Below are 22,784 nucleotides of genomic sequence, written 5' to 3' on the forward strand. Positions count from 1 at the left end.
CAACAATAAGCTCCTATCAGGGAAGAACCCATGTCCACCCATCCGCTTGATCTCGCGGCGCTGACCAGTGGCCGCGACATGTGGTCCACTGCCGCGCTGCCGGGCATCCGTTCGATCATGATGGCCGATGGGCCCATGGGGATCGCGTCGGGTCGCGTCGATGAACGCGATGTTGCGGTGTTGACGCCCTGCGGCACGGCGCTGGGCGCCAGCTTTGATGCCGATCTGGTGGCGCGGGTGGGGGCGATTGTGGGCATGGAGGCGCGGCGCCTGGGCGTCGATGCCGTGCTGGCCCCCAATCTGAACCTGCAGCGCAGCCCGCTCTGCGGTCGGGCGTTTGAGCTTTATGGCGAAGACCCGTTTCTGGCGGGGCACCTGGGTGCCGCCTGGATCAGCGGTTTGCAGGGCCAGGGTGTCGGTTCCGTCGCCAAGCATCTGGTCTGCAATGACAGCGAGACCGACCGCGACAGCATGAATGCGGTGGCCAGCGACCGCGCCCTGCATGAAGGCTACCTGCTGCCGTTCGAAATGGCGGCGGCGGCGGGATGTGTCGGGATGCTGGCCGCCTATAACCGCCTGAATGGCGATTATTGCGTGGAGCATAAGGAACTTCTGACCGACATCGTGAAGGGCGATTGGGGCTTCGCCGGCTTCATCGTGTCGGACTGGTTCGGTGGACGCGACACTTTGCGGTCGGCCCAGGCTGGGCTGGACCTGGACATGCCGGGCCCGGACCGGGTGCTGGGCACCAAGTTCGCGGCGGCGGTGCGCGACGGACAGGTGCCGCTGGAACGGCTGGCCGATGCCACGGGCCGCGTTGCCAACGCCGTTGCCCGCATCGACGCCCTGCCGCGTCAGGCGCCCGTCGCCAATCCCGATGCCACATTGGTGGAGGCGGCGGCGGCTGGCTTCGTGCTTTTGAAGAATGACGGCGACGTTCTGCCGGTTCTGCCCAAGCGGGTGCGCCGCATCGCCATCATCGGCCCCAATGCTGCCAGTCCCTGCCTGCAGGGCGGCACCTTCGCCAAGATCGCCGTCCGTCCGGATTTCATCACCCCCTTGCAGGCCATCCGTGACCGGTTCGGCGACAAGTGCGAGGTGCTGTATGAACAGGGTGTGGAGCCGGAATACCGCCTGCCGCCGATCAGCGCCACCCCCGCCCGCGACCTGGGCGACGGCGCCACGCGCGGCCTGACGGTGGAATGGCTGCCGGCGGATGGCGAAACGCCTGTCCATGCCGAAACCCGCGACACCAATTCCCTGACCTGGTTCGTGGGGCTGCCGGGCACCGACGCCCTGAAACAGCCGGGGCGTATCCGAGCCACCGGCTGGATCACCCCGGAACGCAGCGGCCCGCATCGCCTGCATGTTGGAGGTACCGGTACGGTCACGCTGTCGGTTGATGGCGAACAGGTCTTTGCCGGCGGTGGCCCGGTGTCGCCATCGGACCTGATGGGCATCCTGAAGGGCGGTGACAGTCAGTCTGTCATTGTCGACCTGAAAGCCGGGCAGCCGGTGCTGCTGCGTTTCGAACTGACCTACAGCCCCGCCCGCGCGCAGGGCCTGTGGTACGGGGTGCGCGGCCCGGACTTGCCCGACGCCATGCTGGCCCGTGCCGTTGCCGCCGCTGCCAAGGCCGATCTGGTCCTGCTCATGCTGGGTGAGACGGCGGATGCCGGTGTGGAAAGCAAGGATCGCGCGGGTACTGCATTGCCGTCGGCGCAGATCGATCTGATCGACCGTATCCGGCATGTAAACACCAACATCGTCGCCATATGCAATGTCGCCCATGCCTTCGACCTGTCCTGGCAGGACAAGGTGCGCGGCCTGATGATCACTTGGTATCCGGGTGAGCAATATGGCCCGGCCCTGGCCCAGGTCCTGGCCGGTGACCGTGAACCAGGCGGGCGCCTGCCCCTCAGCATCGCTGCCCGCGACGCTGATTACCCCGCCTTCGACCTGAAGCCGCAGGCCGGTGGTGCTGTGCCGTACCGGGAAGGTCACCTGATCGGCTACAAAGGCATGCAGGCGGCGGGCGCCGATCCGCTGCATGCCTTCGGCACCGGTTTCGGCTATGCGCGCTTCGACCTGCTGGAGGCGGCGGTTGCCGGTGAACTTGCCCATGGCGTTACCGTATCGGGCCGGATACGCAATCTCTCTGACCGGCCCGGCAAGGCGGTGCCCCAGCTCTATGTCGCCGGGGCTGATAATGTACGTCACCTGTGGGCGTTTGCCGCCGTCACGGTTGCAGCGGGTGAAACCCTTTCCTTTACCCTCTCGGTCCCGGCACGCGCGTTCCAGACATGGGACGGCGGCTGGACCAATGCCACGGGGCCGCACCATATCCTGGTCGGTTGGAACAGTGTAGACCTGCCTATCCAACTGCCAGTTGGGTGATAGGGGACAGGATCAGCGTTTGCCATTCCCGCATTGATGCATCCCGGAACAGGGCGGCGGATATCCATCCGCCGCCCTGTTCTTTTTCGTCCGTTGAAATGACAATGCCGGTTGCCCATCGGGTGTTTACATACTACCATACCAGTCGGGCCATTCCCTCGCTTTAAAATGGTAGCGCTATCATTTCGGTGTTGGTTCGCCCCTATGGAAACCCGTGACCGGTGGCAAACATCGGCGGCTTTGTCGAGGAAACGTCTTGGTGGATGCAAACAGCCTTTCCCCCGCCCGCCCAGGGCTCCGCTCCTTCGTTCTGGCCGCCCTGCTGTCACTGACCCCGGTCACGGCGGCATGGGCCTGCGACGTGCCGATCAGCACATGCACGAAGGCCAAGCCGGGCAGCCTGCCGCTGATCCTTGGCGGTCAGGCCGTCCCGGTCTTCATCGATGCCGGCGCCGACCCGGCGGTGAAACACGCGGCGGATGATCTGCGCGCCGATTTTGGCCGTGTCGCGGGTCAGGCACCGTCGGCACTGTCATCCCTGGTGGATGCCAAGGGACCGGTGATCATCATCGGCGTGCTGGGCAACAGCCCGACCATCGATGGTCTGCTGCAGGATGGCAAGCTGACCCTGGATGGGCTGGCCGGGCAGTGGGAAGGGTACCGGCAGGTGGTGGTGGACCGCCCGGCGCCGGGCATTCCCAAGGCGCTGGTCATTGTCGGCGCCGACCGCCGGGGTGCTGTTTATGGCACCTATGACCTGTCGGAACGGATCGGGGTTTCGCCCTGGGTCTGGTGGGCCGATGTGCCGGTGGTGCGCCAGCGCGACCTGTATCTGCTGCCCGGCTCCCGCGCGGACCATCCGCGCGTCAAATATCGTGGCTTTTTCATCAATGATGAAGACCCGGCCTTCAGCGGCTGGGCCAAGGCGAAGTTCGGCGGCATCAATGCCGATCTCTACGGCCATGTCTTTGAATTGCTGCTGCGCCTGAAGGGCAATTACCTGTGGCCCGCCATGTGGGCGCCCAAGGCCTTCAATGATGATGACCCGCGCAACATGGTGCTGGCCGATGAGATGGGGGTGGTCATGGGCACCTCCCATCATGAGCCGCTGACCAGGGCGCAGCATGAATGGCACCGCAACAAGGATAAGGGCATTACCGGCGGTCGCTGGGACTACGCCACCAATGCCGACAATCTGCGCGCCTTCTGGCGCGGCGGCATCGAACGCATGATGTCGAAGGGCGATGGCAAGGGCTATGAAACCCTGCTGACCGTTGGCATGCGCGGCGACGGGGATGAGCCGATGTCAGAGGAAACGGCCACCCAGATGCTGGAAACCATCGTGGCCGATCAGCGCAAGATCATTGCCGAGGTGACGGGAAAGCCCCCCGAACAGACACCGCAGCTCTGGGCGCTGTACAAGGAAGTACAGGATTACTACGACCACGGCATGCGGGTGCCCGACGATGTCACCCTGCTGTTTGCCGATGACAATTGGGGCCAGATCCGCCGCCTGCCCGTGGCCGGGCGTGACCCGGTGAACCGGGTCGGCGGCTATGGTGTCTACTATCACTTTGACTATGTCGGTGGTCCCCGAAATTACAAATGGATCAACACCAACCAGATATCCAAGGTCTGGCAACAGATGGACCTCGCCTATGAAACCGGGGCGCGGAACATCTGGATCGTCAATGTCGGTGATATCAAGCCGGTGGAATATCCGCTCGATTTCTTCCTGGATATGGCCTGGAACCCGGAGGCGATGACGCTGGACGCCCTGTCCAAATGGCCCAGTCGCTGGTCGTCGCAGATGTTCGGTGACGCGCTGGGGCCGGAGATTGCGCAGGTGATGGAAACCTACGCCGCCTATGCCTCGCGCCGGAAGCCGGAACTGATCGACCAGGATACATTCCCGCTGGGTGAAGGCATGGGGCCGGTCCTGGATGGGGGGCCGTTTGGCCAGATGGTGGAGGAGTGGCGCACCCTGGTGGTGAAGATGGAGGGTATCAAGACCCGCCTGCGCCCCGATCAACAGGACGCCTATTTCCAGCTGGTCGAACATCCGGTCCTGGCCCTGTCGAACCTCTATGAGATGTATTACGCGGCAGCCTGGAACAAGCGGCTGATGACCCGCAATGACCCGCGCGCCGATTACTTCGCGAATGAGGTGGAGCGAACCTTCAAGCGTGATGCCGACCTGACGGCACAGTATCACAGCATCAATGGCGGCAAATGGGCCGGCATGATGAATCAGGTCCACATGAGCTATGTGATCTGGCAGACGCCCACCAAGCAATCCATGCCCAGCATCAGCCGCGTTTCCGCCGACACCCCGCCCGACCGTCTGGCCGCGCAGATCAAGTTCACGACCGACCGGAAATCCGATCCGGCGGTGATCACCCTGTCGGCGGCAAAGTTCGACAAGGCCGTGGCGGGCAAGGGCCTGTCCTGGCTGGTGGTGCCCTATCTGGGCCGTGGCGACGCCGTCGTCGCCCTGCCGCAGGGGCGGGCGTCCACAACCCCGGCGGACGGTGTGCGGCTTGATTATGGCGTAACGTTGCCGTCCGACGGCGCGGCCACTGTCTCGCTGCGGCTGGCCCCGACCCTGGACACCACGGGCGGGCAGGGTATCCGCGTCGGCGTTTCCCTTGATGATGGGCCGGTGCAGACCGTCACCTCCCACCTGATCCCCACGCCGGGTGCCGTCAACAGCCCCGAACAGGCCGCTTGGGTGGAGGCGGTGAAGAACCACGCCCACACTGTGGAGGCCCGGTTCGACGGCATCAAGGCGGGCCGCCACACTGTGAAACTCTGGCGTATCGATGACAATGCCGTGATTGAATCGCTGACGATCAGCCAGCGCTGACCGCGAACCGGGAGAGGTGCTGATGGGAACGCGGACAATCAAGGCGCTGCGCTGGTGGATGATCGGCCTGATCATGCTGGGCGCTGTCATCAATTATCTGACGCGGGCGACCCTGGGCGTGGCGGCCCCGACCGTTCTGACCGATCTGAACATCACGTCGGAGGAATATGGCTGGATCACCGCCGCCTTTCAGCTGGGCGTGATGATGCAGCCGCTCTGCGGCTATGTGCTGGACGTGATCGGTCTAAAGATGGGGTTCGCCATCTTTGCCACGGCCTGGTCGTTGCTGACTATGGCGCATGGGCTGGCCCATAACTGGCCCATGCTGATGGGGTTGCGCGGGCTGCTGGGGCTGGCCGAAGGGTCCGCCAATCCCGCTGGCATGAAGGCCGTCGCCGAATGGTTCCCGGCGCGCGAGCGTGGGCATGCGGGTGGTGTCTATAATATCGGTGCCTCGGTCGGGTCCATGCTGGCCCCGCCGCTGGTGGCCTGGGCCATCCTGTTCTGGAACTGGCAGATGGCCTTTGTCATGGCCGGCGCCCTGGGGCTGGTCTGGGTCGCGGCCTGGCTGAAATTCTATCAGTCGCCGGCTACACACCCGGCTTTGTCCGATGAAGAACGCGCCCATATCGCGGCGGGTCAGGAAAGCCATCTGTCGGGCGACGGTGCCCGGCCCGATTTTCGGCAATTGCTGAAACAGCGCAATTTCTGGGGCATCGCCCTGCCGCGTTTCCTGGCCGACCCGACATGGGGGACCTTGGCCTTCTGGGTGCCGCTATACCTGACGACGGTGCGCGGCTTCGACCTGACGGCCATCGCCATGTTTGCGTGGCTGCCCTTTGTCGCCGCCGATCTGGGCTGTATGTTCGGACCCACCGTGGCGGCCTTCCTGCACCGCCGTGGCCTCAGCCTGCTTAATGCCCGGCGCGGGGCCTTCACGGTTGGCGCGGTGCTGATGGTGGGGATGGCCTTCGTGGGCCGGGTGGAAAGCGCCTATCTGGCCATCGCATTGCTGTGTCTGGGCGGGTTCGCGCATCAGACACTGTCCGTCACCGTCATCACCATGGCCTCGGACCTGTTCCGCCGGAACGAGGTGGCCACCGTGGCCGGCATGGCGGGGACCATGGGCAATCTCGGTGTGCTGATCTTCTCCCTGCTGATCGGCGGGCTGGTCGCCACGGTCGGCTATGATCCGTTCTTCCTGGCACTCGGCGTGCTTGACCTGCTGGGCGCTATCCTGCTCTGGACATTGGTACGGGAAAGGTAAGGCCATGATCCGTAACCCGATCCTGCCCGGCTTCAACCCGGACCCGTCCATCGTGCGGGTGGGGGCCGACTACTATATCGCCACCTCCACCTTTGAATGGTTTCCGGGGGTGCAGATACATCATTCCCGTGACCTTGTGCATTGGCGCCTGCTGTCCCGGCCCCTGACCCGGCCCAGCCAGTTGAACATGCTGGGCGCGCCCGACAGTTGTGGCGTCTGGGCACCGTGCCTGACCCATGCCGATGGCCTGTTTTATCTGATTTACACCGACGTGAAGCGATATGGCCGCACGACGGTAGGCGGGGCGTCGGGCGCTTCACTGCGCGATTTCCACAATTATCTGGTCACCTGCGACCGGATCGATGGTGAATGGTCCGATCCCGTCCATCTGAACAGTAGCGGTTTCGACCCCTCGCTGTTCCATGACGATGACGGGCGAAAGTATCTGCTGAACATGCTGTGGGACCACCGGCCCGGTCGCAACCGCTTTGCCGGCATCGTGGCCCAGGAATATTGCCCGAAGACCCGCACCCTGATCGGGGACCGGCAGATGATCTTCAAGGGCACGGCCCTGGGCCTCACGGAGGCACCGCATCTCTATAAGCGCGGTGGCTGGTACTATCTACTGACGGCGGAGGGGGGGACCGGCTGGAACCATGCCGTGACCATGGCGCGGTCCCGCCACGTTACCGGCCCTTATGACCTGCACCCCGACACCTACATCCTCAGTTCCCGCACCCGTCCCGACGCACCGTTGCAGCGGGCGGGCCATGCCGATCTGGTGGAAACGGCGGATGGCGATACCTATGCCGTCTATCTCTGTGGCCGGCCCTTGCCCAACCGGGGCCGTTGCATCCTGGGCCGGGAAACCGCGATCCAGCGCATGGTCTGGGGCGACGACGGCTGGCTGCGAACTGTGGACGGGCAGGGGCTGCCCAGCCTGACGACGCCGTCACCCGGTCTGCCATCGCATCCATTCCCCACCATCCCGGCCCGCACGGATTTCGATGGCCCGTCATTGCCCGTCGATTTCCAATGGCTGCGCAGTCCCCATCCTGACGAGTTGTTCAGCCTGACCACCCGTCCAGGCTGGTTGCGTCTTTTCGGTCGTGAAACGATCGGCAGCCTTTATCGTCAGGCGTTGGTCGCAAGGCGCCTGCAATCCTTCTGTGTCAGCGTCGCCACCCATCTGGATTTCGAACCCAGCCACTTCCAGCAGGCAGCAGGCCTTGTCTGTTACTATAGCGGAACGAAATTCCACTATCTCCATGTCAGCCATGAGGACGGGGTGGGAAAGCATCTGCGCGTCATGTCGGCCCTGCCAGACAGTACCCAGGCCGATGCCTTCACCGATCCCATCCCGCTACCCCCCGGCCCCATCAGCCTGCGCGCTGAACTGGATCATGAACGGCTGCGCTTCGCCTATCGGCTGGACGGCGGGGACTGGATCTGGCTGCCGCAGATATTCGACGCCAGCATCCTGTCGGACGAGGCGACCAGCCCTGGCGCGCCGAACTTCACCGGGGCCTTCGTGGGCATGGCCTGTCAGGATATGGCCGGAACCGGCCATCCGGCGGATTTCGACTGGTTCGACTACACCGACCGCGATTATCTGCCGGACCCGGCCCGACTGGCCTGATTGTCGCCCAGCCCCGGACTATGGCGGGTCAGGTGGCTCAGGGGCAGCAGGCTGAACAGCAGGATGGCGGCGGGAAGCAGGGCGAACAGCACGGGGATGACCGCCACCGTGCCTGCCGCTTGTGCCCCGCCCCCCTCCACATACCCCGCCACGCCCAGCATCAGGGCCGCCAGCGCCCCGCCCAGCGCCATGCCCAGCTTTTCCCCCGCCACCCAGACGCCGGCGAACAGGCCCGCATGCCGCACCCCGGCCTGACCCTCCGCCGCCTCCGTCGCGGCGGGCAGCAGGGTGAGGGGCAGGAGTTGTTGCCCCGCCTGTCCCACGCCGGCCAGGAAGGTCGCGATGCAGGCCAGCACCACATCCTGCGCCGCGACTGCATAAAGCGTGGCGGTCCCGCCCGCACAGACCAGCGTGGCCAGAAGATAGGCGGGCAGGCTGCCCAACCGCGCCCGGATGCGGACCCAGAGCGGCATGGTCAGGATCGACCCCGCTGTCAGCGACACGAACAGCACGGCCACCATATCGCCCGGCGCCTTCATGACATGCTGTACCGCATAGGGCAGCAGGGCCGCCGTCACGGCAATGGCCACCATCTGCACCACATAGGTGACCCAGAGCCAGCGATAGGGACGGTTGGCCAGCAGATGGCGAAGCGGGCTTTCCGCCGCCATGGCCGCCGGTGGCCTATCCTGCCGGAACCCGCGCGCGGCAAAGGCCGCCAGCAGCATGCCCGCACCGCACAGCAGGGCCAGCACCATCCCCATCTGGGCAAATCCGGCCCGTCCGCCACCGCCCGCCTGTACCAGTGCGGGGGCCAGTCCGCCCGCCGCCAGCACACCGACGCCGACAAAGGCCATGCGCCAGGCGACCACCCGCGTACGCTGCGCCGGATCGTCCGACACCTCCCCCGGCAGCGTGACGAAGGGGATGGCGAAGATCGAATAGGCGCTGGTGGATACCAGAAAGGCCAGAGTGACGAAGCCCAGCGTCAGCCGCCAATCATCCAGCACTGGCGGCGCGAACAGCATCATAAAACAGGGCGGCAGCAGCAGGGCACCGGCCAGCAGCCAGGGCCAGCGCCGGCCCGACCGCCGCTTGGTGCGATCCGACAGCATGCCCACGGCGGGATCGAACAGAAACTCCCACAGCTTGGGCACCAGCACCGCCAGCCCCGCCCAGGCCGGCGGCACCGACAATGTCTCCGTCAGGAAGAACAGCAGCAGCAATTGCGGTGCGACCACGAAACTGGCCGCCGCAATGGACCCGGTGCCATAGGCCAGGGCGCGGCCATGCGTGATGGGGGAAGCGGACATCAGGGGGCCTCCAGGGCCGTTTATCTCACCAGCCAACGCAGCAGGCGGCGGTGCAGATCATTCAGCGGCGGGCGAATGATGCGGTCGGTGCGGGGCCAGCCCCGCTGGAACACCGGCTTCAGATGGCTGAAATTGTCAAAACCGTCCTGGCCGTGATACCGGCCCATCCCGCTGGGTCCGACGCCACCGAACGGCAGGCTGTCGACCGCGACATGGATCAGCGTGTCATTCACTGTCACGCCCCCGGCCCAGCTCTGATCCAGCGCCCGGTCGATCAGGGCGCGGTCGCGTCCGAACAGGTACATGGCCAGCGGCCTTTCCCCCCGCCGGATGCGGTCCAGCGCATCCTCTACCCGGTCATAGGGGATGATGGGCAGCAGCGGCGCGAATATCTCCTCCCGCATGACCGCAAGATCGTCGGGCGGATCGATCAGCGCATGAGCACTGTCGGCCAGACGCTCCACCCGCACGCCGCGTTCAACAGCCTCGCTCAGCAGCGCACCCGCCCGCTGCCGCCCGCGTTCGCCGAAAACATTGCTCATCTCCGTCGGGAAATAGGCCTTCACCTTGGCCCTCAGGGCGGCCAGGAATGGTTCCATCTCTGCACGGGGCAGCAGCACATGGTCGGGCGCGACACAGGTCTGGCCGGCATTGGTGAATTTGCCATAGGCAATGTCCGCCGCCGCACCGGCCAGATCGGCCCCCGGCAGGATGATGGCCGGCGATTTCCCGCCCAGTTCCAGGGTGACCGGCGTCAAATTCTCCGCTGCCGCCATCATCACCATCCGCCCCACGCGGGTGGAACCGGTGAACAGCAGATGGTCGAACGGCAGGCGGCTGAACCGTTCCCCCATGTCCGGCCCGCCCGTAACCACGGTGACCACACCGGGCGGCAGCACATCGGCCACCATTTCGGCGATCAGGGCAGTGGTACGCGGCGTCAGTTCGGATGGTTTCAGCAGGGCGCGGTTACCCGCCGCCAGGATGCAGGCCAAGGGACACAGGGCCAGTTGCAACGGATAGTTCCAGGGTGCGATGACCCCCACCACGCCCAACGGCTGCGGCTGTACCCAGGCGCGGCCGGGTTGCAATGGTAGCGGCACCGACCGCCGCCGCCGCTTCATCCAGCCTTTCAGCCGCGACGCGCTGTGCCGCAGGGCCGAAACCGTGACGAACAGTTCCGCGAACAGCGTCTCGTGCGCCAACCGTCCCCCGAAATCCGCATCGATTGCAGCCACGAAATCCCCTTGCCGGCGGGCAAGCCCGTCGGCCAGGGCGTGAAGCCAACCCCGCCGCGTTGCCGCATCGGGGTTGGGATCGGCCATCACGGCGTCGCGAAGCCGCGTAAAGGCTTCATTCAGTTGATCATGCATGGACATCATCCCGCCGGTCAGTATTGCCAGCGGAAATAGCCGCCGATGCGCCGGGGGCGGCCATAATTGACGGCATCCAGGCCGAAGCTTTCCAGGTTGTTGATGTCCACGACATAATCCTTGTCGAACAGGTTGGCCACAGTGATACCCGCCCCGATGGCGCCATCATCGCTGGTCCAGCCCAGGGTGACATCGGCCAGCCAGTAACCGGACTGCGACAGGCGTTCCAGATTGCGGCTGTCGAAATAGACCCTGGAGCGGTAGGAGAGATTGGCCGTCAGCCCGATCTCACCGATCCCGTCCAGCCGCTGGCTGTGCGACACGGTACCCGTCAACGACCAGCGCGGGGTGGAGGGCAGGCGGTTGCCGTTCAAATCCTCTCCGCGCGACACGAAATCCTTATATTCCGAATCGATCAGCGACCCGGACAGCCCCAGTTCCAGCCCGGCAACCGGCAGGGCCGTCATCTCGAACTCCAGGCCCAGGATGCGGGCACTGGCCGCATTGTCGAAGGTCTGAACGGTCAGGCCGTCGCGTTCAATCAACTGGAAAACCTGCAAATCCTGATAATCATAATAGAAGCCCGACAGGTTGAGGCGCAGGCGACGGTTCAGCCATTCGGTCTTGGTTCCCACCTCGAACGCGTCCACCGTCTCATCGTCATAGGGTTCGAGGTCCGCCGGATCACGGGTATAGCCACCGAAGAATCCACCGCTTTTGTAGCCGCGATTATAGCTGGCATAGGCCATGGCATCGTCGGACAGGGTCAATGCTGCGGCTAGCCGGCCTGATACGCTGTCGAAGGATTTGTCGGCAGACAGGTCGAACAGTTCCACCGCCTGCTCCACCGTGCTGGCATAATGGAAATCCTTCTTGTCCTTGGAATAGCGCAGGCCCGCCGTCAGGGTTAGGCGCTCTGTGGCGCTGAAATCAACCTGCCCGAAGGCCGCATAGCCGTCCGTGGTCTGGCGATAGGGAAAGCCGACCATGGCGACATTATTTTCAATCGACAGACCGGTTGGATTGTCCGGCGTGGTGAACAGGGGGCGCAAGTCGTGCAGAACGTCATACTGGCTATCCGTATCCAGGTAATCGTGCAGGTAGTAAAGGCCCGCGACGGCCTTCACCTTGTCGGTCGGGGCGGCTTCCAGGCGCAGTTCCTGGGAGAAATCGCGCTGTTTGGCCAAATAGGTCGTTTCGATCAGGCGGCCCGGACTGGCGTCCGTATCCTCCACATCATTGCGCTTGGCATGGTCCCAGGCGGTGATGGAATAGAGCGTGACGCCCGACAGATCCCAGCGAAGGTTCAAGGTGGCGCCGATCAGGTCGACGCGGTCCTTGCCGTCCAGATTGTAATCGCCTTTATAGGGATCGCCATCCGTGTCGGCATAGCCAAGCGCGTCGGTACAGCCACCTGATGCATAAAGCCCTGATGCACACAGCCCGTCCGGGCCCGCGGCGGCGGGAATGCCGGGCAGCAGGGGACGCGACTGGGCATGGATACTGTCCCCCCGGTTGCGCCCGCCATGCACCTGCAACAGCGCCTCGAACCCGTCGGACGGGGTCAGCAGCAGGCTGCCACGACCGGCCCAGCGATCGGTATCGTTGACATGGCGTCCTGTGACCCGGTTAAGGGTGCGGCCATCATCGCGTTCCCAGATGCCGGCGATGCGCATCGCGGCCTTGTCTTCCACCAGGGGTGCGTTGGTGGCGGCCTGCGCCGTGATGGCGTTGTAACGGCCATAATCGATGCGGCCCTCACCGCCGACGGTGAAATCCGGGCGGCGGGTGGTGACATTGATGGTGCCGCCCGTGGTGTTACGGCCATAAAGCGTGCCCTGTGGCCCTTTCAGCACCTCCACCTGCGCCAGATCGAAGAATTGTCCCGTCTGTGCCAGGGGGGAGGCGACATAGGCGCCATCGACATAGATGCCGACCGCCCCCGCCGCATTGGCGTTGAAGTCCGACAGGCCGACACCCCGGATGAAGATTTTCGGGTTGGCGGACGCATCGGTGCTCTGGATCATCAGGCCGGGCGCCAGCTTGCCCAGATCCTGCACGTCGCGCACACCCTGGTCCAGCAGCGCCGCACCCGACAGGGCGGTGACGCTGACGGGCACATCCTGCATGTTCTGCTGCCGCTTCTGGGCGGTGACGACAATTTCCTCCAGCACCACCAGCTCCTGTGCCGTGGCGGGCAGGGCGGTGATAACGGCACCGGACAGCAGCAAGAGTTTCAACCCATTGTTCTTCATGGCATTTCCCCTGTTCAGACAACCCTGTTCATCGCATGCGGCATTCGCCGCTTTGTTCAGGCCGATGCCGGAAAGACCGGCCATGCCTGTGTGATCTCCCCCCCGTCAAAAACGGTGAGGGAGCCGAACTGCAGGAAAAGCGCCTCCGATTGCCGGGGACGCAAAAACAGCCAGTCACCGGGCTGCCGGGCCGGGGCGTGTGGCCCCAGCCAGCATTCCTGGTTGCTGGATGGTCCAAAGATGGCGCTGCGCCGCAGACCGGTGGGCCAGACGGGGTCGGCCAGCCAGTTGCCGCCATGGATGAAATGCGCCTGTGCATGCCCCGCAAACAGCCGGGCAGGCAGGCTGCCCAGGCCCGGCACGCGGGCGGGATGCGCGACCTTCAAAATGGGTGTGGCGATGAAACAGGCCGGCACATGGTGCGACAGCGTGCCAATGTCAAAATCCGAGGGCTTCACGAACGCCGATCCGATGGCCAGATCATTGGCCGGGCTGCCCTTGGCATGCAGGGCATAGGTCGGGCTGCCGGCACTGTTCAGCAGCGGGTCCACCACCCCGCGTGACCGCAGCACCCCTGCCATCGCCGCATAATCCCGGCACATGGCGGCAAAGGCCCGTGACCGGATACCCATTGCCGGGGGCAGCTTGGCCAGATGCGGATCATAGCCCATCAAGCCGGTAAGGCGGATTTCCGGTCCGGCCCGGTCCAGAAGGGCGGCCAGGGCCGCCGGTCCCGCCACCCCGCCGCGATGCAGGCCGACATCCACCTCCACCGCCGCATCCAGCGTAATCCCCAGGCTGCGGGCCAGGGCGGCGTACTGGTCCAGCCGCTCCACATTATCGATCAACCAGCGCGGGCCAGGCCCGTCGATCCCGGCGTCGTCGTAATAGGCACGGGCAGCACCCACTGGCAGCGGCTTGCCCAACAGGATATCCGACGTCGGATCAACATCCCGCATCGACAGCAGCATGGCCCGGTTGAAAACCATGGTACGGTTGCTGTTCAGCGATGTGGACAGGTGACGCAGCAGCGGCGCGCAGGGCAGTGACTTCACCACCAGCCGCACCGCCGCCCCACCACGCAGCGTATCGGCCACCGTCCTGATATTCGCATCCATCCGTGACCGGTCCAGGATCAAAACCGGTTCGGCAATCCGGGCACGGTTCAACGCGGCGGACAGAGACGCGAAATAGGCGGCGGGCGCGTCAGGCATCGGCGAACACCCCGCGCAGATAATCATTCAGGAACCGCCCTTCCGGGTCCATCTGCCGGCGCAGTTCGGTTGCATCGTTGAACCTTGGGTAAAGGGCGGCGAAATCGGCGCGTTTCAGGCTGTTCAGCTTGCCCCAATGCGGTCGCCCGCCATGCCGGCGCAGGATCGGCTCCACCAGCTGATACAGGAAATCATACTGATCCTTGTAATAGGCATGGACGGCGATGGACCCCGTCATCCGGCCCTGGAACGGCGACAGCCAGGCATCGTCGGGGGCGACGACCCGCGCCTCGATGGGGAAGAACACATCGTTGCGCTGCCCCTCGATGGCGGCGATCACCTCTTTCAACGCCTCGATCTGCGCTTCCAGCGGCAGATGAAACTCCATCTCGTTGAAGCGCACGGGCCGTTCGTTGGACAGCAGCCGCCAGCTTTCATCCACCACCCGTTCCGGCTCCAGCCCCGACATGACCTGCCGTGCCACCCGTCGGCGCAGGGTCGGCGACCAGCCAAGCCAGTCGCGCAGCTTTTTAAGGTCCAGCAGGGCCTCATTATCCTGTGCGGGCGGTCGTACCGTGGCCGGCGCATCCGTTTCGTCATGGGTGATGACGGCGGTCATGTCGGTGAAGGGCAGATAGTAGAACTCGATATTGCGGTGGACCTGATGCAGGCGCGGCCAGTCGGCCAATGTCTGTTCCAGCGGTTGTAGCCAGACATTCCGCTCCACCCGCTTTAACGGGCTGTTCTGCAAGGTCACCTGCGTGACAATGCCGAAGGCACCCAGGCCCATGCGCGCCGCCTGAAACAACTCCGCATTACGTGCGACATCGCAATCAAGAATGTCACCGCGCCCGGTGACCAGACGCAGGGCCGTGATATTGCCGTGCAGGGCGGGCAGGGTGGCGCCGGTGCCGTGTGTACCCGTGGCGGTGGCGCCGGCCAGCGATTGCTTGTTGATGTCGGGCAGGTTCGGCATTTCCTGTCTGATCCCGGCCAATGCGGCGCCAAGATCGGCCAGCCTTGTACCCCCCCATGCCACCGCTGTGCTGGTGGCCTTGTCATGGCTGATCAGGCCCGTCATCCGGTCCAGCGTGATCAGGGTGCCGGGCGTGGGCACCAGGGGCATGAAGGAATGGCCCGATCCCACCGCGCGCAGCGGACCCGGTGCCGTGCGCAACAGCGCCGTCAGTTCATCTTCGCTGCCGGGGGCCGCGCGTTGCGCCGGATAGGCGTGCTGAATGCCGGACCAGTTGCGCCACAGCAGCCGGCCCGCCTCGTCCTGGCCCGGTGGTGCGGGTGGTTCGGGCTGCACACCCACCCGGCTGGCAGCCCAACCGCCGGCACCAGCCCCCGCTGCCACACCCGCCATGCCAAGGAAAAGTGAACGCCGTGAAACCATCATTTCCCCTTTCAGCGCGGCGGCTGGCTCATGAACAGGATCAGGGCGGTGTAATCCTCCGGCGTGCAGGCAAAGCATTGCCCCCCTGCCGGCATACCATTCACACCCTCAACAACATTTTTAAGAAGAACAGGCATCCCCTTGTTCAGGCGTGGTTGCCATTGCTCCACAACACCCGTCAGCGGCGCCCCGCTATCTGCCATCGTGTGGCAGGCAAGGCAGGACGCGGCATAGATCTCCGCCAATCGCGGATCGGCGGGACGCAGGGCGGTGATGGTGGCGGCGTCCGGCGGCGGTGTTTCCTTCTGTCCGCAGGCCCCCAGGGCCAGGAACGCAAGGCAAAGCAATCCCGGCAGCGCCCGCACGCTCAACGGCGTCGTCATGGCACCCCTATCAATGATGGCCTGTAGTGATCGCTAACTGATGAAGTTAGTGATAACTAATCCTTGTGCCCGACGCAAGCGGATAATGCGGGCCACCGCCGGTGCCCGCTCCGAAATGACGATGATGGTGATGTGGTGGGGTCAGGCCTGTTCCAGGCCGTTGCGCAGACCGCCCTGCCACATGGCGGTCAGGCCATGGCAAAGGGCTTCCGGCGACTGGTCAGGGTCTTCCAGGGCCAGTTCGATGATGCTGTATCCGGCCTCGACCGCGATGCGGGTGCGCAGGCGCAGTTCGGCGGGATTGGCATTGGGAAGCAGCGACAGGATCACCTCCATGATCCGGTCGGTCACCAGTTCGTGCGACTGGGTACGCACGCTGGACAGGGATGGCACCGCCCGCAGTGCCCGCATGATCCACACCGCCCCCGGCTGCGTGGCCGTGACCTGGATGGATGACAGCAGGAATTGATAATGCGCCTGGATCAGGCCATCGAACCCCTTGTCGCCATGCCCCTCAAGCCAGGCGGCCAGCACTGTATTCTGGCGCAGCATCAGGTCCTCGCCAAGGGCCGCCAGCAGGTCGTACTTGTCCTTGAAATGACGATAGAAGACGGGCGGTGTCACGCCGGCCCGCGCGGCGACCAGATTGGTGGAGATACGCTCGATCCCGACCTCCCCCAACAGTTCCGCCCCCGCCTGCATAAGGCGCTGGCGCATGGCCAGCGCACGTGGGGAAAGGGCACCGCTTTCCGTTTCAGCGGCGGGAACGGGGGAGGGGGATGACGCGGACATGCTGCCTTTTATCTTTCTGTCGGCGGGGTCTGCCATGCCCCCTGCCGGCATCAGGACATAAGGTGGAACGGGCCGGAATTCAACTGCCGGCCTGAGCCAGAAGGCTACGCCGCCGTCCATAGGCCAGATAGACACCGACACCGATCAGGTTCCAGATGGCAAAGCGCACCAGGGTGCCTGTGGGCAGGCTGATCATGAAGTAAAGACAGCCGATCACGGCCAACGGCGCCACGATCCACACCGCAGGGCAGCGGAACAGGCGCGGCAGGTCGGGCCGCGTGCGGCGCAGGACCATGACGCAGACCGATACCGCGATGAAGGCGGTCAGCGTGCCGGCATTTGACAGTTCGGCGATCTGGTCCAGCCGGAAGAAGCCGGCCACCAGCGCCACGAACCCGCCGACCAGGAAGGTCAGGCGCAGCGGCCCGCGCCGCTGTGCATCCAGTTGGCTGAGCGAGCGGGGCAGCAACCCGTCGCGCGCCATGACGAAGAACACGCGTGTCTGCCCGAACATCATCACCAGGATCACGGACGGCAGGGCGATGATGGCCGCCGCTCCGATGCCGAAGGCCGCACCCGGATGTTCCAATCCGCGCAGGATGAAGGCCAGTGGCTCCCCGCTGGTCGCGAATTCCGCGAACGGCCAGGCACCGACGGCACAGGCAGCGACAATCATATAGATCAGGGTACAGACCACCATGGACCCGATGATGCCGATGGTCAGGTCGCGCTCCGGGTTCTTGACCTCCTCTGCCGAGGTGGAGACGGCATCGAAGCCGAAGAACGCGAAGAACACGATAGCGGCCGCTGCCATCACGCCGCGCACCTGCCCGTCCACACTGTGCGAGGCAAAGCCATAGGGCATGAAGGGCGTAAAATTCTCCGGCATGATGGCCGGCGCCGTCAGGCCGACAAACACGGCCAGCGCCAGGAGCTTGATGGCCACCAGCACGATGTTCAGGGTGGCGCTTTCCTTGGCCCCGCGCGCCAGCATCGCCGTCACGGCCAGGGTGATCAGGACGGCGGGCAGGTTGATGATGCCCCCGCCATGCGGGCCCGAAATCATCCAGGCCGGCAGATGCACGCCCAGGCTTTCCAGCAGGCCCACCATATAGCCGGACCAGCCGACGGCCACGGCGGAGCAGGTGACGGCATATTCCAAAATCAGGCTCCACCCCACCAGCCACGCCAGCCCCTCACCCAGCACCGAATAGGTGTAGGTATAGGCGCTGCCCGCCGCCGGCATCAGGGTCGCCATCTCCGTATAGGTCAGGGCCGCGAAGACGCAGAGGATGCCGCAGGCCGCGAATGCCAGGATCACGGCGGGACCCGCACGCTCTGCCCCAATGCCGGTTAGCGTATAGATGCCCGTGCCGATAATGGCCCCGATGCCCAGCGCCACCAGATGCGGCCAGCTGAGTGTGCGTTTCAGTTGCCGTGACTCGTCAACATGCGTCAGCGCGTCCAGCGCCTTGCGCCGCCCCCAGAAACTCATGCCCCTGTTCTCCTGTCTGCGGATATGGCCGGCTTTTGCCAGCTTTGTATGGATTGGTTTTTCCCTTTACCATGATGTGGCGGCGACAGCTTTGTCCAAAATGCAAAAAGGCGGCGGGCCTCACCGGACCCGCCGCCTTTACCGGCCGCCCGTAAAGGGTGCGGTCACCACCAGGTTGCGTACAGCGCCACCAGGGCCAGGACCACGCCCACTGCACCGGCATTGAAGCCGGTTCCCGTGCGATAGCTGACAGTGCCAGTATCAATCGTGTCACTGCCCGCCCGCGACGGGATAACCAGCGACGCCGCCGCAGCCAGCACCAACGAGATGATGAACACGATGCCCATCCGGTCGATGAAGGGCAGGTCGGCCCACCAGACCTTCATCGCCCAGGACAGGGCGACCGATGCGATGGCCGCCGTGATGGCGCCCGCTTCGTTGGCACGTTTCCAGAACAGCCCCAGCAGGAAGATCACGGTGATGCCCGGCGTGAAGAAGCCCGTGAATTCCTGAATGAACTGGAACGCCTGCTCCGACTGACCCAGCAGCGGGCGGGCGGTCAGGATGGCCAGCAGGATGGAAACCGTGGCCGCGATACGGCCCACCATCACCAACTTTCGTTCCTGCCCGGCCCCGCCTTCGCGCACATGGCGGAACTTCGCGAACACGTCCAGGGTGAAGATGGTAGCGATGGAATTGATCTTCGACGCGGTGGAGGCGATGATCGCCGCGATCAGGGCCGCAAACACCAGACCCAGCAGGCCCGTGGGCAACAGCCGCATCATAGAGGGATAGGCCTCGTCCGGCTTGGCCAGATTGGGTGCCAGGATGACGGCGGCGATACCCGGCAGCACGATGATGACAGGCATCAACAACTTCAGGAAGGCCGCGAACAGCACGCCCTTCTGCGCTTCGTCCAGGCTTTTGGCCGCCAGCGCGCGCTGGATGATGTACTGGTTGAAGCCCCAATAGCTGAGATTGGCGATCCACATGCCGCCGATCAGCACCGACAGGCCCGGCAGGTCCATGTAATGCGGGTTGTCAGCTTTCAGGATCATGTGGAAATGACCCGGCAGTTCCGTGGTCAAACGTTGCCATCCAGCCAGGATGCCGCCTTCGCCGCCGATCTCTCCCAGCGTCAGGCCCGCGATGATCAGGCCACCCATCACCAGCAGCGACACCTGCACGATATCGGTCAGGGCGACCGCCTTCAGGCCGCCGCGCAGCTGGTAAAGAAGGGCGAAGGTGCCCAGGCCGATCAGGGCCAGATTCTGATCCACGCCCGCCACCTTGTTGACGGCGATGGAACCCAGCCAGATGATGGAGGTCAGGTTCACGAAGATATAGAGAACCAGCCAGAAGATGGCCATCAGGGTCCGGATCGACGGACCATACCGCCGTTCCAGGAACTGCGGCATCGTATAGATTTCATTCTTCAGGAAGATGGGCAGGAAGTACTTGCCCACGATCAGCAGCGTCGCCGCCGCCATCCATTCATAGGACGCGATGGCCAGCCCGATGGCATAGCCCGACCCCGACATGCCCACGATCTGTTCGGCGGAGATGTTGGCGGCGATCAGCGAGGCGCCGATGGCCCACCAGGGGAGATTCTTAGACGCCAGGAAATAATCAGTCGTGTCCTTGGGCGCGGTGCCCGGCTTGTCGCGTGACACATATTGCGCCAGCCCGAAAATGGCGATGCCATAGAGCACGACAATAACAATGTCCAATGTGGACAGTTCCATCGATATCCTCCCCCGTTTCCCCTTGGCGCCCACCATGCCCGGCATCTTCCGACCATGGCGGGGGCCGCTTGACGGCCACCATACGCGCAGGCACGTCATATTTGAATTATTATATGCTTAATATGTCACATTGGCCTGCCGTGACGGTACCCATGGTTTATTGACGCCAATGGGCCGGTTCCCGTACCAAGGGTCAGCATCTCGCGGGTCACCCGAACCCGCCAATAAGCCGGAATCCAACCATGAAGCCTGAAGACCTGAGTTTGGTACACAGTCTTCCCATGTTCCGGCAGGTTGAAAAAGAACAATTATCCTCCTTGGCCGCACGGGGATCATTGCAGCGCTATCCGCGCGGAACCCTGCTGTTCCAGGAGGGGGACCGCGCCGATTTCCTGATGGTTCTGCTGGAAGGCGGGGTGGAACTGTTCGCAAGGGACCAGGCCGGCAGTGAAGCCGTGGTGGAAACCTTGTTTCCCGTGGACAGCTTCATCCTGGCCGCCGCTCTGACGGGGGCACCCTATCTGATGTCGGCGCGCACCTTGCTGCCGTCACGGGTGCTGCTGCTGGATGCGGAAATTTTCCGCCACGCAGTTGCCGCCGATCCCGCTCTCTCTGCCCCCGTGATGGCGGAACTGGCACAGCATTTCCGCCGTCTGGTCCGGCAGATCAAGGATTTGAAGCTGCGCACCGGGGTGCAGCGTCTGGGCTGCTACGTCCTGGGTCTGGCGGGTGAGGGTGAAGAGGTCGTGCTGCCCGTCGATAAGCGCATCCTGGCCTCGCGCCTTGGTATGACGGCGGAAAACCTGTCCCGCGCCTTTTCAGCCCTGCGTGACCATGGCCTGTCGGTCCAGGGTAACCGGCTGTTGATCCAGGACCGTGCGAAACTGGTGGCCTTTTCAAAGCCGGACCCGCTGATCGACGCGGCGGAGGGGCCGCTGTCGTTGACGGAGTAGGGTCAAGCCGCCGATATCTCCCGCGCCACATCGGCCACCAGACCCCGCAGCCAGCGATGGGCCGGATCATGGCGATAACGGACATGCCAGGCCATCTCCACCGGAAAGGTGCCCAGATCGACAGGCGCCGGCATGACCTTCAACCGCTTGTCGCGGGCCAGCTGCCGGCAGATCAGGCGGGGCAGGGTGGAACAATAGTCGGTGACCGCCACCAGTTCTGGCACCGCCAGGAAATGGGTGACGGACACCGCCACCTCCCGCTTCAAGGCCTGCTTCTGCAATGCCTGGAACAGGCCGGCGCGTAACCGGCCGGGCGGCAACATGTTCACATGCTTCAACGCCTCATACTGTTCGCGCGACAGGCTGTCTCCTACAGTGGGATGGTCGGCGCGGACCACACAGGCCAGACCGTCATCCATAATGTGCTGGACCACCAGATTGTCGGGCGGATCGGTGATACGGCCGATTACCATGGCGGTACTGCCCGACACCACGCCGGTTTCAGCCAGATCGGTGCCGAACGGCGTCAGGCGCAGCTTGATCCCCGGCGCTTGTTCGCGCAGCCGCGTCACCACCGCCGGCATCAGCACATATTCGACGTAACTGTTTGGGGCAATGGTGAACAGTCGGTTGGCCTGCGCCGGATCGAAATCCTGCTGCCCCAGGACGATATCGTCCAGCGTGGCCAGGGCGGCGGCGATCACGGGCGCCAGTTCCTGCGCCTTCTCCGTCGGTTGCATACCATAGCGTTCGCGGATGAACAGGGGGTCGCGCAGCATCACGCGCAGTCGGTTCAACGCGTTGGACAGCGCCGGTTGCGTCATGCCCAGCCGTTCGGCGGCGCGGGTCACGTTACGTTCTTCCATCAGCGCGATGAAGGTGGGCAGCAGGTTCAGATCGTAGCGCATCAGTTATAATGTCATATGAATGTCTGAAATAGGAAAGATAAATTGCCGAAATATATTAGGCAAAGGCATGATCTGGACATCCCAAGCCACGGAGCCGACCCGATGTCCAAGATCCTCTTCATCCTGACCAGCCATGACCGCATGCTGAATGGCGAGCCGACAGGCGTCTGGCTGGAAGAACATGCAGTTCCCTATCTGGCCTTCACCCGCGCCGGCCATCAAGTCACCGTGACCTCCATCGCCGGCGGCAAGGTTCCGGTCGATCCGAAAAGCGCGCCGACCGTTGAGCAGGCCAATGCCTGGGAGCAGGCGATTGCCGCGCTGTCCGACACGCCAGCCTTTGACACGCTGGATACGGATGGCTTCGATGCCGTCTATATGCCGGGCGGCCATGGCACCGTCTTCGACATGCCGTATAACAAGCAACTGCACGATCTGCTGTTCCGCTTCGATGCCACGGGCCGGGTGATTGCCGCCCTGTGTCATGCCCCCGCCGTCTTTGCCGGTATGCGCCGTCCCGACGGAACGCCCTTCATCGCGGGCCGCACCGTCGCCGCCTTTACCGATGCCGAGGAGTGGGCCGTGGACGGGGTGGAAAAGGTGCCCTTCCTGTTGGAAACTCGCCTGAAGGAATTGGGTGCCATCCATCATGGCGCGCCCGACTGGACCTCCAATGTCATCCTGGATGGCAATCTGGTCACCGGCCAGAACCCGCAATCCTCCGCTGCCGCCGCCACGTTGCTTCTGGGCCTGCTGTAAGCGCCCTCCGACCTTCAGACCTGAAA

At 64.2% G+C, this 22,784-nt stretch carries 16 protein-coding genes; 6 read left to right on the forward strand and 10 right to left on the reverse strand.

Annotated features, from left to right (window positions below):
- Nucleotides 1–30 precede the first annotated feature (30 nt).
- From ACT6Q8_RS10750 to ACT6Q8_RS10765, 4 genes are all read left to right on the forward strand, one after another.
- Nucleotides 31–2,397, forward strand: coding sequence for a beta-glucosidase H (locus tag ACT6Q8_RS10750; protein ID WP_444732235.1), 2,367 nt, complete (start codon nucleotides 31–33; stop codon nucleotides 2,395–2,397).
- Between the two features lie 259 nt (nucleotides 2,398–2,656).
- Complete coding sequence (locus tag ACT6Q8_RS10755; RefSeq protein WP_444732234.1) at nucleotides 2,657–5,263, forward strand: glycosyl hydrolase 115 family protein; 2,607 nt, start codon at nucleotides 2,657–2,659, stop codon at nucleotides 5,261–5,263.
- A gap of 22 nt (nucleotides 5,264–5,285) precedes the next feature.
- Nucleotides 5,286–6,530 carry an MFS transporter gene (locus tag ACT6Q8_RS10760; RefSeq protein ID WP_444732233.1) on the forward strand — a complete coding sequence of 415 codons (1,245 nt, stop codon included), beginning with the start codon at nucleotides 5,286–5,288 and terminating at the stop codon, nucleotides 6,528–6,530.
- 4 nt (nucleotides 6,531–6,534) lie between these two features.
- On the forward strand, nucleotides 6,535–8,169 hold the full coding sequence (locus ACT6Q8_RS10765; protein ID WP_444732232.1) for a glycoside hydrolase family 43 protein: 1,635 nt from the start codon (nucleotides 6,535–6,537) through the stop codon (nucleotides 8,167–8,169).
- Here the strand turns inward: ACT6Q8_RS10765 and ACT6Q8_RS10770 are convergent.
- The 9 genes from ACT6Q8_RS10770 to ACT6Q8_RS10810 all read right to left on the reverse strand — a co-directional run bounded on the left by ACT6Q8_RS10770 (nucleotide 8,139) and on the right by ACT6Q8_RS10810 (nucleotide 20,138).
- Nucleotides 8,139–9,482: an MFS transporter gene (locus ACT6Q8_RS10770; protein ID WP_444732231.1), complete on the reverse strand. Its 1,344-nt coding sequence runs from the start codon at nucleotides 9,480–9,482 to the stop codon at nucleotides 8,139–8,141. The genes ACT6Q8_RS10765 and ACT6Q8_RS10770 overlap by 31 nt on opposite strands.
- A 20-nt stretch (nucleotides 9,483–9,502) precedes the next feature.
- Complete coding sequence (locus tag ACT6Q8_RS10775) at nucleotides 9,503–10,855, reverse strand: aldehyde dehydrogenase family protein (protein WP_444732230.1); 1,353 nt, start codon at nucleotides 10,853–10,855, stop codon at nucleotides 9,503–9,505.
- 17 nt (nucleotides 10,856–10,872) lie between these two features.
- On the reverse strand, nucleotides 10,873–13,110 hold the full coding sequence (locus ACT6Q8_RS10780) for a TonB-dependent receptor (protein WP_444732229.1): 2,238 nt from the start codon (nucleotides 13,108–13,110) through the stop codon (nucleotides 10,873–10,875).
- A 56-nt stretch (nucleotides 13,111–13,166) separates the two neighbouring features.
- Complete coding sequence (locus ACT6Q8_RS10785; RefSeq protein WP_444732228.1) at nucleotides 13,167–14,324, reverse strand: alanine racemase; 1,158 nt, start codon at nucleotides 14,322–14,324, stop codon at nucleotides 13,167–13,169.
- Nucleotides 14,317–15,726, reverse strand: a complete 1,410-nt coding sequence (locus ACT6Q8_RS10790; protein WP_444732227.1) for a D-arabinono-1,4-lactone oxidase — start codon at nucleotides 15,724–15,726, stop codon at nucleotides 14,317–14,319. The genes ACT6Q8_RS10785 and ACT6Q8_RS10790 overlap by 8 nt, the downstream gene beginning before the upstream one ends.
- An 8-nt stretch (nucleotides 15,727–15,734) precedes the next feature.
- Nucleotides 15,735–16,106 (reverse strand): c-type cytochrome, encoded by a 372-nt coding sequence (locus ACT6Q8_RS10795; RefSeq protein WP_444732226.1) that lies wholly within the window; start codon nucleotides 16,104–16,106, stop codon nucleotides 15,735–15,737.
- A gap of 141 nt (nucleotides 16,107–16,247) precedes the next feature.
- Nucleotides 16,248–16,898: a TetR/AcrR family transcriptional regulator gene (locus ACT6Q8_RS10800; protein WP_444732225.1), complete on the reverse strand. Its 651-nt coding sequence runs from the start codon at nucleotides 16,896–16,898 to the stop codon at nucleotides 16,248–16,250.
- 79 nt (nucleotides 16,899–16,977) lie between these two features.
- Nucleotides 16,978–18,393 (reverse strand): amino acid permease, encoded by a 1,416-nt coding sequence (locus ACT6Q8_RS10805; protein ID WP_444732224.1) that lies wholly within the window; start codon nucleotides 18,391–18,393, stop codon nucleotides 16,978–16,980.
- Between the two features lie 164 nt (nucleotides 18,394–18,557).
- On the reverse strand, nucleotides 18,558–20,138 hold the full coding sequence (locus ACT6Q8_RS10810) for a sodium/sugar symporter (RefSeq protein WP_444732223.1): 1,581 nt from the start codon (nucleotides 20,136–20,138) through the stop codon (nucleotides 18,558–18,560).
- A gap of 242 nt (nucleotides 20,139–20,380) precedes the next feature.
- On the opposite strand from ACT6Q8_RS10810, the gene ACT6Q8_RS10815 reads away from it, so the two are divergent.
- Nucleotides 20,381–21,091, forward strand: a complete 711-nt coding sequence (locus ACT6Q8_RS10815) for a cyclic nucleotide-binding domain-containing protein (RefSeq protein ID WP_082372020.1) — start codon at nucleotides 20,381–20,383, stop codon at nucleotides 21,089–21,091.
- Nucleotides 21,092–21,093: 2 nt separating this feature from the next.
- Here the strand turns inward: ACT6Q8_RS10815 and ACT6Q8_RS10820 are convergent, their stop codons facing one another.
- Nucleotides 21,094–21,999, reverse strand: coding sequence for a LysR substrate-binding domain-containing protein (locus tag ACT6Q8_RS10820; protein ID WP_054166473.1), 906 nt, complete (start codon nucleotides 21,997–21,999; stop codon nucleotides 21,094–21,096).
- A gap of 102 nt (nucleotides 22,000–22,101) precedes the next feature.
- On the opposite strand from ACT6Q8_RS10820, the gene ACT6Q8_RS10825 reads away from it, so the two are divergent.
- On the forward strand, nucleotides 22,102–22,758 hold the full coding sequence (locus ACT6Q8_RS10825; protein WP_444732222.1) for a type 1 glutamine amidotransferase domain-containing protein: 657 nt from the start codon (nucleotides 22,102–22,104) through the stop codon (nucleotides 22,756–22,758).
- Nucleotides 22,759–22,784: the final 26 nt, after the last annotated feature.

It is taken from the genome of Niveispirillum sp. (assembly GCF_052437035.1).
Taxonomy (GTDB): Bacteria; Pseudomonadota; Alphaproteobacteria; order Azospirillales; family Azospirillaceae; genus Niveispirillum.

What these genes read in the sequence shown, in the direction of transcription:
- ACT6Q8_RS10810 (WP_444732223.1), bottom strand. Translation starts at nt 20,138, where the DNA reads ATGGAACTGTCCACATTGGACATTGTTATTGTCGTGCTCTATGGCATC.
- ACT6Q8_RS10820 (WP_054166473.1), bottom strand. Translation starts at nt 21,999, where the DNA reads ATGCGCTACGATCTGAACCTGCTGCCCACCTTCATCGCGCTGATGGAA.
- ACT6Q8_RS10775 (WP_444732230.1), bottom strand. Translation starts at nt 10,855, where the DNA reads ATGCATGATCAACTGAATGAAGCCTTTACGCGGCTTCGCGACGCCGTG.
- ACT6Q8_RS10770 (WP_444732231.1), bottom strand. Translation starts at nt 9,482, where the DNA reads ATGTCCGCTTCCCCCATCACGCATGGCCGCGCCCTGGCCTATGGCACC.
- ACT6Q8_RS10765 (WP_444732232.1), top strand. Translation starts at nt 6,535, where the DNA reads ATGATCCGTAACCCGATCCTGCCCGGCTTCAACCCGGACCCGTCCATC.
- ACT6Q8_RS10825 (WP_444732222.1), top strand. Translation starts at nt 22,102, where the DNA reads ATGTCCAAGATCCTCTTCATCCTGACCAGCCATGACCGCATGCTGAAT.
- ACT6Q8_RS10785 (WP_444732228.1), bottom strand. Translation starts at nt 14,324, where the DNA reads ATGCCTGACGCGCCCGCCGCCTATTTCGCGTCTCTGTCCGCCGCGTTG.
- ACT6Q8_RS10795 (WP_444732226.1), bottom strand. Translation starts at nt 16,106, where the DNA reads ATGACGACGCCGTTGAGCGTGCGGGCGCTGCCGGGATTGCTTTGCCTT.
- ACT6Q8_RS10760 (WP_444732233.1), top strand. Translation starts at nt 5,286, where the DNA reads ATGGGAACGCGGACAATCAAGGCGCTGCGCTGGTGGATGATCGGCCTG.
- ACT6Q8_RS10790 (WP_444732227.1), bottom strand. Translation starts at nt 15,726, where the DNA reads ATGATGGTTTCACGGCGTTCACTTTTCCTTGGCATGGCGGGTGTGGCA.
- ACT6Q8_RS10805 (WP_444732224.1), bottom strand. Translation starts at nt 18,393, where the DNA reads ATGAGTTTCTGGGGGCGGCGCAAGGCGCTGGACGCGCTGACGCATGTT.
- ACT6Q8_RS10780 (WP_444732229.1), bottom strand. Translation starts at nt 13,110, where the DNA reads ATGAAGAACAATGGGTTGAAACTCTTGCTGCTGTCCGGTGCCGTTATC.
- ACT6Q8_RS10815 (WP_082372020.1), top strand. Translation starts at nt 20,381, where the DNA reads ATGAAGCCTGAAGACCTGAGTTTGGTACACAGTCTTCCCATGTTCCGG.
- ACT6Q8_RS10800 (WP_444732225.1), bottom strand. Translation starts at nt 16,898, where the DNA reads ATGTCCGCGTCATCCCCCTCCCCCGTTCCCGCCGCTGAAACGGAAAGC.
- ACT6Q8_RS10750 (WP_444732235.1), top strand. Translation starts at nt 31, where the DNA reads ATGTCCACCCATCCGCTTGATCTCGCGGCGCTGACCAGTGGCCGCGAC.